We start from the raw sequence: 13,754 nt of genomic DNA on the forward strand, positions 1-13,754 counted from the left end.
CAAAGAAAGCACATGACAACAGAGTCCCAGTCCCCCCAGACCGCCACCGACAACCGCCCCAATCTTGACCGGGCCCGCGGACAAGATTTCCGCCAGGCTGGCCCCGAGAGCGTGCCTGCACCGCACGCGGCCCTGAAGTCCGCCGGGCATGTGATCGTCGATTCACTCGCGGCCCATGGCGTGGAGCGCACCTATGTGGTGCCCGGTGAAAGCTTTCTTGACGTCCTGGACGGCCTGCACAGCTCCGACATTGAAACCATTGTCTGCCGGCACGAGGGCGGGGCGGCGTACATGGCAGAGGCTGACGGCAAAATGAACCAGCGACCCGGGGTGGCGATGGTCACCCGGGGACCCGGTGCAGCCAACGCGCACGTGGGGCTGCACACGGCCTGGCAGGACTCGACACCGATGCTGCTGTTCGTGGGCCTGATTCCGTTCGCGCACCGGGACCGCGAGGCCTTCCAGGAGTTCGACATCAAAGCGTGGTTCGATACCGGTGCCAAACGCGTCATGGTCCTCGACCACGCGGAGCGGGCATCCGAAATTGTGGCTGAGGCCATGTTTGCCGCCATGAGCGGCCGGCCGGGGCCAGTGGTGGTGGGCCTGCCCGAAGACATCCTCCGGGACCTGATTGATCCGACGCTGCACCCGCCCATCCCGGTGGCCGCCGGCGGCATGAGCAGCAACGACGCCGAGGCACTGAAGGCTGCACTGGCTGTGTCCAACAAGCCGCTGTTCGTGACCGGCGGCAACGACTGGACCCAGTCCGCAGCTGATCAGCTGACCGCATGGCTGGAGCGGCACCAGATTCCAGCCGCCGCTGAATGGCGCACCCAGGGAACAGTCTCCTTTGACTCCCCGTCCTATGTGGGTCCCATCGGTTACGGCCGCCCGCGCCCCACCTACGACCTGCTGGAGGAAACCGACCTTCTCGTCTTTGTGGGTACTGTCCCGGGAGACGTGATTACGGACGGATTCGTCTGCCGGCAGGACTGGAGCAAGAAGAACTTCCTGGTCACCATCGACCCCTCACTGCGCGGCCGTTCGGGCCCCGTCTCGCGGCAGATCCTGGCGAAACCCGAGGCCTTCGTCCGCGACCTGGCCGGCATCGACGTGCAGGTTAAGGAGGAGTGGAAGGCGTGGACAGGCCGGATGAGGGCGGAGCAGGAGTCGTTCGCTGCGCTCCCCTCACCCGTCCCCGCCCCCGGACCGGCCCGGATGGACACCCTGATGGCACACCTGGTCCCCAAGCTGCCTGAGGATGCCCTGGTGACGTTCGGGGCGGGCGAGCACACAAACTGGGCCCACCGGTACTTCCCCACCCGCCGCTACGCCTCAATGGTCAGCGCCCGGAACGGCTCCATGGGCTATTCCATCCCCTCTGCCGTCGCGGCGTCACTTGCTGAGCCGCGGCGCCGCGTTGTCACTGTTGCCGGCGACGGCGAGTTCCTTATGAACGGCCAGGAACTCGCCACCGCGGCCCAGTACGGCGCCACGCCGCTGGTCATCGTCATGGACAACCAGGAGTACGGCACCATCCGTACCCATCAGGAGCGGCACTATCCCGAACGTGTGTCCGGCACCCAGCTGAAGAATCCGCACTTCGGCATGATGGCCACGGCCTTTGGCGGCTTCGGCATTACGGTTACCGAGGACAAGGACATTCCGGCCGCCCTGGACGCGGCGTTGGCCGCCATCGAGGAGGACGGCGTCTTCGCCCTCATCCACCTCGTGGTGGAACAGCGGGTCAAGGCCTACCAGGCCACCGCCTGACGGAAACGGACGACGGCGGGACCTCCCGCCGTCGTCCCCCGGAGAACTTTTCTGCTCCGTGCTACCGGTAAACGCGTACCCAGTCGACGATCATCTGGGTCTGAGTAGTGACGGTTCCGTCCGGGAACCAGTCGAGCTGGAGCGTCTGATGCATGCCCACGGTCGGCAGGTGGGCCGGATTAGTGTCGATGAACCACGGGACCCCGTCGATATAGCCGGTGATTCCGGTCCGGGTCCACTCCAGGGCGTAATTGTGCCACTGGGTAAGGTCGATGGCCTTGGCCGCCCGCGTCTGAAAGTTGGACCGCGTGCAGGCGTAATGGAGGCTGAACTTGATCACGTTGACGTTGCCCAGCGCCTCCGCGTAGTCAATCTCGGCGCAGTTCGGCGAGTTGTTGTCATTGGGCCACAGCAGCACCACCGGGTGGTACTCCACGTCCCGCACAGTGGTTCTCATCCTGGTTTCCCAGCGGCCGTACTTCTGCTGGGCGAACCTGGCGGACATCCCGCCGGTGGTGCCATTGGCGTCGCCGGTGATGAAGGCCGCCCCGTATATAATCTTCACCGCTTTGGGGCTGCGGATCCCGTTGCCGTCATGGCCGACGCTGTCATACACCTTCCACTTCAGCGGGTTGGGCGCTCCCAGGTAGTTGAACTCGTCTCCGGCCACCACCGGACCCCAGTTGCGCAGGACTGCGGCCTGCACGTTCGGCGCGACAGTCGCTGCGACTGCCCCGTCCATGGTTCCCACGGAGTAGTCTCCGTTCAGGTTTACTGCCGCCACATTCAACGTAACGGCAGCGATGATTGCCGTTGCCAGCCTTCTTCTCCACAGCATGACTCACCTCGGTTTGCAGCCTTCGCAGCGCCCCGCCCAACGCATCCTGTTCAGTACTGTCCAGTACCCTGCCCACAGGGTACTGATACTTCTTGGAAAAACCTTGGGGTGCTGGGTGGCCGGCTGTCCGGGGAACTACCCGCCGTTGTATGCCCGCCGGAGTTCTGCGATCTCCAGCTTCTGCATGCCCAGCATGGCCTGGACGGCGCGCTGGGCGCCGGCTGGGTCGGGCCCGTTGATCAGCTGGCTGAGAACTTTCGGCACTATCTGCCACGAAACGCCGTACCTGTCCTTGAGCCAGCCGCACTGGCTCTCACTGCCGCCGTCCGTGAGGGAGTTCCAGTAGCGGTCAACCTCTTCCTGCGAGCCGCAGTCCACCACGAAGGACACCGCCTCACTGAAGGAGAACGCCGGTCCCCCGTTCAAGGCCTGGAAAGTCTGGCCCTCGATTTCAAATTCGACGACGACGGCCTGGCCTGCCGGGCCGGGGCCGCCCTCACCGAAGCGTGAGACGCTGGTGATCGAGGCATTGTCGAAGACGGACACGTAATATTCGGCCGCTTCCTCCGCCTGGTTGTCGAACCACAGGCAGGGTGTGATTTTCTGCACGCTGCTCTCCTCCTTCGTGGGGCCCGCCTGGTTTGCCGGCGCCTGCTCAGGCGGGCGGACCGCCGTCGGCCTCGTGGCTCACCAGGCCGACCGTATTACCTTCACTGTCCCTGATGAACGCCATCCATTCATCTGTCCCCGCCGGGCCGAGCCGCGCATCATCGTGATGGAAAATCACGTGCGGCGCGCCGACCACTTCCACTCCCGCGGCTTCCAGTTCCGCCACGCGTGACCGCACGTCCGGGACCTCAATGTAGACCACCGACGACGGCGCTCCCCGCTCCAGCAGCAGCCTGACGCCGTCGAGATCGAAGAACAGCAGTCCCGGCGGCTCGAAGACCGCCGCCGGCGCGGAACCCAGCAAGGCGGAGTAGAACTCCGCTGCCCGGTCAAGGTTTTCGGCATGCTGGGCAATCTGGACGAGCTTCACCAGGACTCCTTCCGTCCGTGCACATTCGTTCTGCCTGACATCGTCACGGCATATTCCAGTCGGGGCAAGACCTGCAGAAAACGGATAGGCTCGGAATCATGCCTTTCACGACAGACCGTTCCGGAACACGGGCGGTTCCGGCCCTGACGGCCGCCGCAGCTGCGGCCGATTTCGTCCTCATCCTGACCTTCGCCGCCATCGGCCGCGATGCCCATGCGCGGGGTGAGTCAGTGACAGGAATCCTGGCCACGGCCTGGCCATTCCTGGCCGGCGCGGCCGTCGCCTGGCTGCTGCTGCGGATCTGGAGGCGGCCCCTGGCGCTGTGGCCGGCCGGCGTTGCTGTCTGGCTCGGCAGCGTGGCCATCGGAATGGTGCTGCGCGCGCTCACGGGACAAACCGTGGTGCTGCCGTTTGTGATCGTGGCCCTGCTGAGCCTGGCGGTATTCCTCCTTGGCTACCGCCTCATTGTGGCCATAGTCCTCCGCCTGCGCGGACGCCGCCGCGCCTGACTCCATGTATTAGGCTGGCAGCACAGCTCAACAGATCCGGAAGGGTTCACAGTGATCACCGCATTCGTCCTGATCAAGACAGACGCCTCGCGCATCCCCGAAACGGCCGAGGAAATATCCGCCATTGAGGGCATCAGCGAGGTCTACTCCGTGACCGGGGAATGGGACCTGATCGCCGTGGCACGCGTGGCGCAGCACGAAGACCTCGCGGACGTCATCGCCGACAAGCTGTCCAAGGTGCCCGCCGTCGTGCACACGACCACCCATATTGCCTTCCGCGCCTACTCGCAGCACGACCTCGATGCCGCCTTCGCGCTGGGCTTCGAGGAATAACAGCCCGTATTCGCTGTCTGACGACGGAGGGGCCAGGCACCTGCAGGTGCCTGGCCCCTCCGTCGTTGGCTGCCTTAGGGCTTGTTCGGTGCCTATGCCTGCGAGAGGCTGACCCATTTCTCCAGGACGGCCGCGGCTGCGCCTGAGCCAATGGATTCCGCGGCCCGGTCCAGGGCAAGCTTCATGCGGTCCGTGAGCGGACCGTCGGCCTGTAGGTCGTATGCCACCAGGCCTGCCGCCGCGTTCAGCAGGACCGCGTCCCTCACCGGGCCTGTTTCCCCGGCCAGGACATTGCGGACGACGGCGGCATTCGCCTGGGCGTCCCCGCCGCGCAGCTGCTCGACTGTTGCCTGCGGAATCCCCAGGTCCTGGGGCGAAAAAGTCTGTTCGGTCACTTCACCGCCGCGGATCTCCCACACGGTTGACGGTCCGGTGGTGGTCAGTTCGTCCAGGCCGTCGCTTCCCCGGAACACCAGGCCGCGGCTGCCGCGGCGCGCCAGGACGCCTGCCACCAGCGGCGCCATGCGGGCGTTCGCCACACCTACTGCGGAGGCCTGCACCCGGGCGGGGTTGGTGAGGGGGCCGAGAAAGTTGAAGGCTGTGGGGATCGCGAGTTCACGCCTGGGAACCGCGGTGTGCCGGAAGGACGGGTGGAAGACCTGGGCGAAGCAGAACGTGATGCCCGCTTCCTCGGCGTTCCGTGCAACGTCGGCGATGGGGAGGTCGAGCCGCACCCCCAGCGCTTCCAGGACGTCCGCCGATCCCGACGACGACGACGCCGCCCGGTTGCCGTGCTTTACCACCTTTGCGCCCGCTCCGGCGCAGACCAGCGCCGCCATCGTGGAGATGTTCACAGTGTTGAGTTGGTCACCACCGGTGCCCACGATATCCAGCTTTTCACCGGAGATTGAGATCGGATTGGCATGGGACACCATGGCATCAACGAGGCCGGCGATCTCCTCCACGGTCTCGCCCTTGGCCCGCAACGCCACGAGGAAACCGGCAATCTGGACGGGCGTTGCCGCCCCCGACATGATGGTGTCCATGGCCCATGACGTACTGTCCGCACTCAGGTGTTCGCCGTTCAACAGTGCCGAGATGAGGCGCGGCCAGGTGTTCCCTGCCGCCGGTGCCGATACCTGTGAAGTCACCTCCTGATGCTATCGAGGTGCCCGACGCAAAGACCAATATGAACGTCCCCGGGAACTTTTCAGCGCGATTTCGCGTCTTTGTAGAAAAAGTCTCCGCAAAAGGCGGTTTGCGTTGGGCAAGCCGAAGTTTTACAGACATAATGTCTATGTGACATCTGCGACCCATGCCCCCAGTACCCCTGCGCACCCCACGCTGAACCGACCGAACATGGTCTCCGTCGGGACCGTCGTCTGGCTCTCCAGCGAGTTGATGTTCTTCGCCGGTCTCTTCGCCATGTACTTCACACTCCGGTCCACTTCCGGCCAGATGTGGGCGGAAGAGACGGCCAAGCTCAACTTCCCCTTTGCGCTTGTTAACACGATCGTCCTCGTGGCAAGTTCCTTCACTTGCCAGATGGGCGTATTCGCCGCCGAAAGGCTCCAGCCGCGACGCAGCGGCGGGCCGCTCCAGTTCACCCGCTGGGGCATGAACGAATGGTTCACCCTGACCTTCCTCATGGGCGCATTCTTCGTTGCCGGCCAGACCACGGAATACGCCATGCTGGTCTCCGAGCACGTGTCGCTTTCCTCCAACGCCTACGGCTCCGCTTTCTACATGACCACGGGCTTCCACGGCCTGCACGTCATCGGTGGCCTGGTCGCGTTCCTGCTGATCATGGGCCGCTCCTTCGCCGCCAAGAAGTTCGGTCACTTCGAGGCGACCTCGGCCATTGTCACCTCTTACTACTGGCACTTCGTGGACGTCGTATGGATTGGCCTCTTCCTGGTCATCTACGTCCTCAAGTAGTCCCGAGCTTTCTCCCTCTTCTCCAAGAGAACGAATTTCAAGAAGCGGCTCACGGAGCCGACGCACGATCGAATAAAGGAACCACCACGTGAAGGCACTCTCGCAGAAGCGACGTCACCCACTGGCAGCAATAGCCCTGCTGTTGATGGGCCTCCTCCTCACTGGTGGGCTGTACGCCGTTGCCACCACCGTCAACGAGGCCAAAGCCAGCACTGCAGAGTTCACCGCCAGCGATACACAGGAAGGCCAGAAGCTCTTCGAAGCCAACTGCGCCACCTGCCATGGCATGGGTGCCAGCGGAACGCAGGATGGTCCCTCACTGGTTGGCGTCGGCGCCGCCGCTGTTGACTTCCAGGTCGGCACCGGACGCATGCCCATGCAGATGAACGGCCCCCAGGCCTACAAGAAGCCTGCCCAGTTCAACGACACCCAGACCCACCAGCTGGCTGCCTACGTAGCCTCGCTGGGTGCAGGTCCGGCCATCCCGGCCGACGAATACCTGGATGAGAAGGGCAACGCCGCCGAAGGTGGCGAGCTGTTCCGCGTGAACTGCGCCATGTGCCACAACGCTGCGGCAGCCGGTGGCGCACTCACCCGCGGTAAGTTTGCCCCGGCCCTGGCCGACGTCACGGGCAAGCACATCTACGAAGCCATGGCGACCGGACCGCAGAACATGCCGGTGTTCAACGACTCGAACATCTCCCCTGAAGGCAAGCGCGACATCATCACCTTCCTGAAGCAGATTGAAGCCAACGGTTCCCCGGGCGGCGCAGACCTGGGTGCACTTGGTCCTGTTTCTGAGGGCCTCTTCGTGTGGATCGCCGGCTTGGGCGTCATCATCGCCTTCACCATCTGGCTGACGTCCCGCACGTCCTAGCCACACCAGGCACAACAAGAACGTCCTGCTGATTGCACAGCAGGTTTGGAACTGAACATAACTCGGCAAAGGCCGAGACGAGAGAAGGATGAGGCGAATCATGGGCAACCATAGTGACGGCAGTCCGAACCACTCGGGCACCGTAGCTACGGCTGGTCAGCATGAGGAGGAGAAATTCCAGGATCCTGGAATTCCCCCGCACCGCTTGCGCCTGGCTGACACGGACCCGAAAGCCGCCAAGCGGGCAGAACGGCAGGTTGCTGTTCTGTTCGCAACCTCAGTCATTGGCACCGTGATCTTCCTGGTGGCGTACTTCGCCATCGACCTGGGAGATGACTCCAGCATTGCCACCATCCGGCTGCAGAATGCGCTGCTCGGCATTGGCACGGCGTTCGCCATGCTTGGCATCGGCACCGGTATCGTGCACTGGGCCAAGGCCCTGATGCCGGACCACGAAGTCTCCGAGGAACGCCACGCGATCCGCACTGAGGACGACCGCCAGGCTGCGGTCCGCATCGTTGACGACATCGTGGAGGAAACGGGCATCAAGCGCCGTCCCCTCATCCGGAACACCCTGCTTGGCGCCGTGGCACTGGCACCCCTGCCGGCCATCGCCATCTTCGGTGACCTCGGACCGCGCCCGGACGACAAGCTGGCTCACACTATGTGGGCCCCGCAGGACGGCAAGCTCAAGCGCCTCACCCGCGACCCCGATGGCACCCCCATCAAGGCCTCGGACGTGACCATCGGTTCGGCCTTCCACGTGATTCCGGAAGGCCTCAACGAACTCCACGAAGGCAAGCTGAACGAAAAGGCCAAGGCCGTCGTTCTCCTGATGCGCCTCGACCCGGCTTCGCTGAACCCCTCCGCGGGACGCGAAAACTGGGGCTACAACGGCATCGTTGCCTACTCCAAGATCTGCACCCACGTCGGTTGCCCTGTTGCCCTTTACGAGCAGCAGACGCACCACCTGCTGTGCCCGTGCCACCAGTCAACCTTCGACCTGACCCAGGAATGCAAGGTTATCTTTGGCCCGGCCAGCCGCCCGCTCCCCCAGCTGCCCATCGCAGTTGACGATGAGGGCTACCTGGTCGCCACCAGCGACTTCAAAGAACCTGTAGGACCAAGTTACTGGGAGCGTGATGAGCATGAGCGCAGCATCAACAGCTGAAGCCCCCGCCTACGTAGCCAACACCAAAGTCGGACGCTTTACTGACTTCGTCGACGAGCGCGTCGGCGGGTCGGGTATCCTCCGCGAATTCGGCCGCAAGGTATTCCCGGACCACTGGTCCTTCATGTTTGGCGAGGTGGCGCTGTACTCCTTCGTCATCCTGCTCATGTCCGGCACGTTCCTGACGTTCTTCTTCGATCCGTCCATGGCGGAGACGCACTACGCCGGCTCGTACACGCCGCTGAAGAACGTCGAAATGTCCGTGGCCTACAGCTCTTCGCTGGACATCTCGTTCGACGTCCGCGGCGGCCTGTTCATGCGCCAGGTCCACCACTGGGCAGCGCTGCTGTTCGTTGCCTCGGTCGCAGTGCACATGCTCCGCGTGTTCTTCACCGGCGCGTTCCGCAAGCCCCGTGAGATGAACTGGGTGGTGGGCGGTGTCCTGCTGATCCTGGCCATGGCTGCCGGTTTCACCGGTTACTCCCTCCCCGATGACCTGCTGTCCGGTAACGGCCTGCGCATCATCGACGGCGTGATCAAGTCGATCCCCGTGATCGGCACCTACATCTCGTTCTTCCTGTTCGGTGGCGAATTCCCCGGCACGGTCATTATCAGCCGCCTGTACACGCTGCACATCCTGCTCGTGCCGGCCCTGATCCTGCTCATGATCGTTGTGCACCTCTTCATGGTTGTTGTCCACAAGCACACGCAGTACCCCGGCCCGGGCCGCAACGACCGCAACGTCGTTGGCTACCCGCTTGGTCCGGTCTACGCTGCGAAGGCCGGTGGCTTCTTCTTCATCGTGTTCGGTGTCATCGCGCTCATGGCTGCGTTCTTCACCATCAACCCGATCTGGAACTACGGCCCGTACGACCCCTCCCCCGTGTCCGCAGGCACCCAGCCTGACTGGTACATCGGCTGGGTCGACGGCGCACTGCGCCTCATGCCCGGTGTGATCGGCGACTTCCACTTCGAATACATCATCTTTGGCCACGTCCTGACGCTGAACGTCCTGCTTCCGGCACTCGTTCCGGCAGGCCTCGTGTTCACCGTGCTGTTCATGTACCCGTGGATCGAACGCTGGATCACCAAGGACAACCGCGAGCACCACGTCCTGGACCGTCCCCGCAACGCTCCCACGCGTACGGCGATCGGCATGGCCGGCTTCACGTTCTACTGCGTCATGTGGGCAGCCGCCAGCTCCGACCTCATTGCAACGCACTTCCACGTGGCACTGAACGACGTCACCTACTGGCTGCGCGCACTGTTCTTCATCGGGCCGGTCATCGCGTTCGTGGTCACCAAGCGCGTGGCCCTGGCGCTGCAGCGCAAGGACCGCGAAATCGCCCTCCACGGCCGTGAGACCGGGCGTATCGTCCGCCTCCCGCACGGTGAGTTCATTGAGGTGCACGCTCCGCTGGACGAGTACAAGCGCTACAAGCTGGTCGGCTTCGAGTCGCCCGCACCGCTTCCGGCCGAGCCGAACGAGCACGGTGTGGTGACCCGCAAGGAAAACCGCCGCGCCAAGCTGTCCCGCTGGTTCTTCGAGGACCGCGTTGCTCCGGCTACGCCCGCCGAACTGGAAGCCAGCCACGGCCACCACGAGGCCGTTGAAGCCGGCGAGGGACAGAAGACCCTCAGCCACTAGAAGGCCAGGCCATTAGAAAGCTCGGCCACCAGGCATCAACGCTTCACCCACGAAGCAACAGAGAAGGCCCGGTCCACCAGGACCGGGCCTTCTCTGCATCCCTGTATAGAACTCATGAGGCAGGCGGCAGCCGGCCAGGCTACTGCTGCCGGTATCCCGATGCGTAGTTGCGCGTCGGCCGGACTCCGGGCCGCTGCAGCGGCACCCAGAGCTTGTACCGGTCAGCACGGTAATAGGAGACGGAGTAGTCCACCATGGCCCGCGCGACGAACGCATGCCGCTGGATCTTCAGCAGCGGCGCGCCGATTTCAACGTTGAGCAGCCGGGCGGTGGAAGGCGACGCGGCCGTGGCCTCGATCATGTCCTCGCCCCATTCCATGACGAGGCCGAACTGTTCGCTCAGGACGTTATAGAGCGAGGTGGGCGGCTCGCCGTCGAGCAGTCCCGGCACCCGGTGGGCCGGGATGAAGTTCTCGTCCACGCTCATTGGCTCATTATCGGCCAGCAGGAGGCGCCGGAAGCGCACCAGGGGTGTTCCCTCCTCCAGCTGCAGTTCGCGGGCCAGGAAGGCGCTGGCCGCGATCTGTTCGAAGCTCAGCACCTTCGCTGCGGGCACCATGCCGCGGCGCTGCATCTCCTCGCTGTAGGAGGTCAGCTTGACCTGAAGGTCAAGCTTCGGTTTCCGGACGAAAGTGCCCAGGCCGACCACCCGTTCGATGACTTCCTCGCCCACCAGGGCGTCGATGGCCTGCCGGACGGTCATCCGGGCCAGGCCGAAACGTTCAGCAAGGTCCCGTTCGGACGGCAGCGCCGAGCCCGGCGGGCAGGACGTCGCAATGTAGGTCCTGAGGATCTCACGGAGCTGGACGTAGATGGGCGTCCCGCTGGTTCTGTCGATTTCACCGGCAATGCCGGCCACGTTAGCCGCCACGGCGGCCGCTCCTGTAATGCATGCTCACAGTTCAAGGGTAAGCCAACGCGTCCGCAGGTCTAGACCAGACCGTTCCCCGGCAGATTGGCGGCACACAGGCCGATATTCTTAAAGGCGAACAAAATGGAAAGACGACGGCGGCTTCCCCCAAGGCGCCATCCCGTCCAAGACTAAGGAGTCCAGTTGCCCGTTCGTAAGGCAATCGTTTCTGCGGCCATCGGCCTGCACGCCAGGCCGGCAGCGGTGTTCGTCCGCGCGGTCACGGATACAGGGTTACCGGTGACCATCCGCAAGGACGGCATTGACGCCGTGGATGCCCGCTCCCTGCTTGAGGTCATGACTGCTGACTTCAACTATGGTTGCGAGGTTGAGCTGGCAGTCAAGGAATCGGCCCTGCCTGCGGGCAAGAGCCTCGGTGAGGCCGAGGCGGCACTCTCGGGTCTCGTGGAGCTGTTGGCATCGCAGAAGGCCAGCTAGCGCCGGTTTAAAGACAAGCAGAACTCGAAGGCAAGCAGAACGACGGCGGGCCCCACCAAAAGGTGGGGCCCGCCGTCGTTCTATGGAACAGAAACCGCTAGTGTGCGTGGTCTCCGCGGCTGTACTCGTAGACCCAGCCCACGAGGGCCACCAGGGCCATACCGCCGGCGATGAACACGATCCAGAACCCTACGGCCAGGCCGAGGAATCCCGCGGCGCAGGACAGGCCCAGGACCAGAGGCCACCAGCTCCAGGGGCTGAAGTGGCCCTGCTCGCCGGCGCCTTCGTGGATTTCTGCGTCAGCCCGGTCCTCGGGACGCATGCCCACCCGCTTGCCGGTGAAGCCCAGGTAGGCACCGATCATGCCTGCGAGGCCACCCACCAGGAGGATGCCCAGGATGCCGACCCACTCAGACCAGTTAGTGAGGAAGCCGTAGATGATGGAAATCGGAACGAAGAAGAAGACTCCTGCTCCAAAAATCCAGGACTCGATTCTCATTGCGCAGTGTCCTTCTGATCGGCGTTGCCGAGCACGTTGGCTGCAGGTGCCGGCGACTCAACGGTGTGTGACTGGGAGAGCTCAGGGTGGTGCAGGTCCAGGGCCGGCCGCTCCGAGCGGATGCGCGGCAGGGACGTGAAGTTGTGCCGCGGCGGCGGGCAGGACGTGGCCCACTCAAGCGAGGCACCGAAGCCCCAGGGATCGTCAACCTGAACCTTCTCGGCGCTGCGTGCGGTGATGTACACGTTCCAGAAGAACGGGATCAGGGAGGCACCCAGCACGAACGAGGCAATCGTGGAGAACTGGTTCATCCAGGTGAAGTTGTCCTCGACCAGGTAGTCGGCGTAGCGGCGGGGCATGCCCTCGACGCCGAGCCAGTGCTGGATCAGGAACGTGCCGTGGAAGCCCAGGAACAGGAGCCAGAAGTGGATCTTGCCGAGGCGCTCGTTCAGCATCTTGCCCGTCCACTTCGGCCACCAGAAGTAGAAGCCGGCGAACATCGCGAACACCACGGTGCCGAACACCACGTAGTGGAAGTGGGCCACCACGAAGTAGGAGTCGGAGACGTGGAAGTCCAGCGGCGGGGAGGCCAGGATGATGCCGGTCAGGCCGCCGAAGAGGAACGTGATGAGGAAGCCGATGCTCCACAGCATGGGGGTTTCGAACGTCAGCGAGCCGCGCCACATGGTGCCGATCCAGTTGAAGAACTTCACACCGGTGGGAACCGCGATGAGCATGGTCATGAAGGAGAAGAACGGCAGCAGCACGGAACCGGTGACGTACATGTGGTGCGCCCACACGGTCACGGACAGGGCTGCAATCGCGATGGTCGCGTAGACCAGGCCCTTGTAGCCGAAGATCGGCTTGCGGCTGAAGACCGGGAAGATCTCGGACACAATGCCGAAGAACGGCAGCGCGATGATGTACACCTCGGGGTGGCCGAAGAACCAGAACAGGTGCTGCCACAGGACGGCGCCGCCGTTCTCCGGGTCGAAGATGTGGGCGCCGAAGCGGCGGTCCGCACCGAGGGCGAACAGGGCTGCGGCCAGCGGGGGGAACGCCATCAGGACCAGGATGGCCGTGACCAGGGTGTTCCAGGTGAAGATCGGCATGCGCCACATGGTCATGCCGGGGGCACGCATGCAGATGATCGTGGTGATGAAGTTGACCGCGCCCAGGATGGTGCCGAAGCCGGACAGTGCCAGGCCGAAGACCCACAGGTCACCGCCGACGCCGGGGCTGAAGGTGGTGTTGGAAAGCGGCGCGTAGGCGAACCAGCCGAAGGATGCAGCACCCTGTGGGGTGATGAAGCCGGAAACGGCGATGGTGGAGCCGAATAGGAAGAACCAGAAGGCCAGCGCGTTCAGACGCGGGAACGCAACGTCCGGTGCACCGATCTGCAGCGGCATGATCACGTTCGCAAACCCGGCGAAAAGCGGGGTGGCGAACATGAGCAGCATGACCGTGCCGTGCATGGTGAACAGCTGGTTGTACTGCTCCTTGGTCTGCAGGATCTGCATACCCGGTTCGAAGAGCTCGGCGCGGATGAGCAGGGCCATCACGCCGCCGAAGCAGAAGAACACGAAGGACGCGATCAGGTACATGTACCCGATGGTCTTGTGGTCCGTGGACGTGATCCAGTTGACGACGATGCGCCCCTTGGATTTGGGTACTACGGGAGCCTCGAGGATCCCGGGGGTCTGGGTGTAAGTAGCCACTTC

At 63.9% G+C, this 13,754-nt stretch carries 15 protein-coding genes; 8 read left to right on the forward strand and 7 right to left on the reverse strand.

The window, feature by feature from the left end; translation table 11 throughout:
* Window positions 1-12: 12 nt before the first annotated feature.
* Window positions 13-1,773 carry a thiamine pyrophosphate-dependent enzyme gene (locus ABRP34_RS03335; RefSeq protein ID WP_353712257.1) on the forward strand — a complete coding sequence of 587 codons (1,761 nt, stop codon included), beginning with the start codon at window positions 13-15 and terminating at the stop codon, window positions 1,771-1,773.
* Between the two features lie 61 nt (window positions 1,774-1,834).
* Here the strand turns inward: ABRP34_RS03335 and ABRP34_RS03340 are convergent, their stop codons facing one another.
* The 3 genes from ABRP34_RS03340 to ABRP34_RS03350 form a co-directional block, all read right to left on the reverse strand.
* Window positions 1,835-2,515, reverse strand: a complete 681-nt coding sequence (locus tag ABRP34_RS03340) for a glycoside hydrolase family 16 protein (protein WP_353713298.1) — start codon at window positions 2,513-2,515, stop codon at window positions 1,835-1,837.
* 231 nt (window positions 2,516-2,746) lie between these two features.
* The gene (locus tag ABRP34_RS03345; RefSeq protein WP_353712258.1) at window positions 2,747-3,220 is read right to left on the reverse strand and encodes a VOC family protein; all 474 of its coding nucleotides are present in this window, start codon (window positions 3,218-3,220) and stop codon (window positions 2,747-2,749) included.
* Window positions 3,221-3,266: 46 nt separating this feature from the next.
* A complete protein-coding gene (locus ABRP34_RS03350; protein WP_353712259.1) occupies window positions 3,267-3,650 on the reverse strand; it encodes a methylmalonyl-CoA epimerase in 384 nt (127 codons plus the stop codon).
* Window positions 3,651-3,748: 98 nt separating this feature from the next.
* On the opposite strand from ABRP34_RS03350, the gene ABRP34_RS03355 reads away from it, so the two are divergent.
* Window positions 3,749-4,159: a DUF3054 domain-containing protein gene (locus tag ABRP34_RS03355; protein ID WP_353712260.1), complete on the forward strand. Its 411-nt coding sequence runs from the start codon at window positions 3,749-3,751 to the stop codon at window positions 4,157-4,159.
* A gap of 51 nt (window positions 4,160-4,210) precedes the next feature.
* On the forward strand, window positions 4,211-4,492 hold the full coding sequence (locus ABRP34_RS03360; protein ID WP_003800871.1) for an Lrp/AsnC ligand binding domain-containing protein: 282 nt from the start codon (window positions 4,211-4,213) through the stop codon (window positions 4,490-4,492).
* A 92-nt stretch (window positions 4,493-4,584) separates the two neighbouring features.
* Here the strand turns inward: ABRP34_RS03360 and trpD are convergent, their stop codons facing one another.
* Window positions 4,585-5,643 carry an anthranilate phosphoribosyltransferase gene (gene trpD / locus ABRP34_RS03365; protein ID WP_353712261.1) on the reverse strand — a complete coding sequence of 353 codons (1,059 nt, stop codon included), beginning with the start codon at window positions 5,641-5,643 and terminating at the stop codon, window positions 4,585-4,587.
* A 148-nt stretch (window positions 5,644-5,791) separates the two neighbouring features.
* On the opposite strand from trpD, the gene ABRP34_RS03370 reads away from it, so the two are divergent.
* From ABRP34_RS03370 to ABRP34_RS03385, 4 genes are all read left to right on the forward strand, one after another.
* Window positions 5,792-6,430: a heme-copper oxidase subunit III gene (locus ABRP34_RS03370; RefSeq protein WP_217491537.1), complete on the forward strand. Its 639-nt coding sequence runs from the start codon at window positions 5,792-5,794 to the stop codon at window positions 6,428-6,430.
* An 88-nt stretch (window positions 6,431-6,518) separates the two neighbouring features.
* Entirely contained in the window at window positions 6,519-7,307 is a 789-nt protein-coding gene (locus tag ABRP34_RS03375; protein ID WP_003800866.1) for a cytochrome c, read from the forward strand.
* Window positions 7,308-7,407: 100 nt separating this feature from the next.
* Complete coding sequence (locus tag ABRP34_RS03380) at window positions 7,408-8,478, forward strand: Rieske 2Fe-2S domain-containing protein (RefSeq protein WP_353712262.1); 1,071 nt, start codon at window positions 7,408-7,410, stop codon at window positions 8,476-8,478.
* On the forward strand, window positions 8,456-10,126 hold the full coding sequence (locus ABRP34_RS03385; protein ID WP_003800863.1) for a ubiquinol-cytochrome c reductase cytochrome b subunit: 1,671 nt from the start codon (window positions 8,456-8,458) through the stop codon (window positions 10,124-10,126). Before ABRP34_RS03380 ends, ABRP34_RS03385 begins: the two co-directional genes overlap by 23 nt.
* A gap of 139 nt (window positions 10,127-10,265) precedes the next feature.
* Here ABRP34_RS03385 and ABRP34_RS03390 read toward each other — a convergent pair whose 3' ends face one another.
* Window positions 10,266-11,057 (reverse strand): GntR family transcriptional regulator, encoded by a 792-nt coding sequence (locus tag ABRP34_RS03390; RefSeq protein ID WP_003800861.1) that lies wholly within the window; start codon window positions 11,055-11,057, stop codon window positions 10,266-10,268.
* 183 nt (window positions 11,058-11,240) lie between these two features.
* On the opposite strand from ABRP34_RS03390, the gene ABRP34_RS03395 reads away from it, so the two are divergent.
* The gene (locus tag ABRP34_RS03395) at window positions 11,241-11,534 is read left to right on the forward strand and encodes an HPr family phosphocarrier protein (RefSeq protein WP_353712263.1); all 294 of its coding nucleotides are present in this window, start codon (window positions 11,241-11,243) and stop codon (window positions 11,532-11,534) included.
* A 97-nt stretch (window positions 11,535-11,631) separates the two neighbouring features.
* Here the strand turns inward: ABRP34_RS03395 and ABRP34_RS03400 are convergent, their stop codons facing one another.
* Together ABRP34_RS03400 and ctaD are read right to left on the reverse strand one after the other, a co-directional pair.
* Window positions 11,632-12,033, reverse strand: a complete 402-nt coding sequence (locus tag ABRP34_RS03400) for a cytochrome c oxidase subunit 4 (protein WP_003800858.1) — start codon at window positions 12,031-12,033, stop codon at window positions 11,632-11,634.
* The gene (gene ctaD / locus ABRP34_RS03405; protein WP_003800856.1) at window positions 12,030-13,751 is read right to left on the reverse strand and encodes a cytochrome c oxidase subunit I; all 1,722 of its coding nucleotides are present in this window, start codon (window positions 13,749-13,751) and stop codon (window positions 12,030-12,032) included. The genes ABRP34_RS03400 and ctaD overlap by 4 nt, the downstream gene beginning before the upstream one ends.
* Window positions 13,752-13,754 lie beyond the last annotated feature (3 nt).

Source organism: Arthrobacter sp. K5 (assembly GCF_040448525.1).
GTDB lineage: Bacteria > Actinomycetota > Actinomycetes > Actinomycetales > Micrococcaceae > Arthrobacter > Arthrobacter globiformis.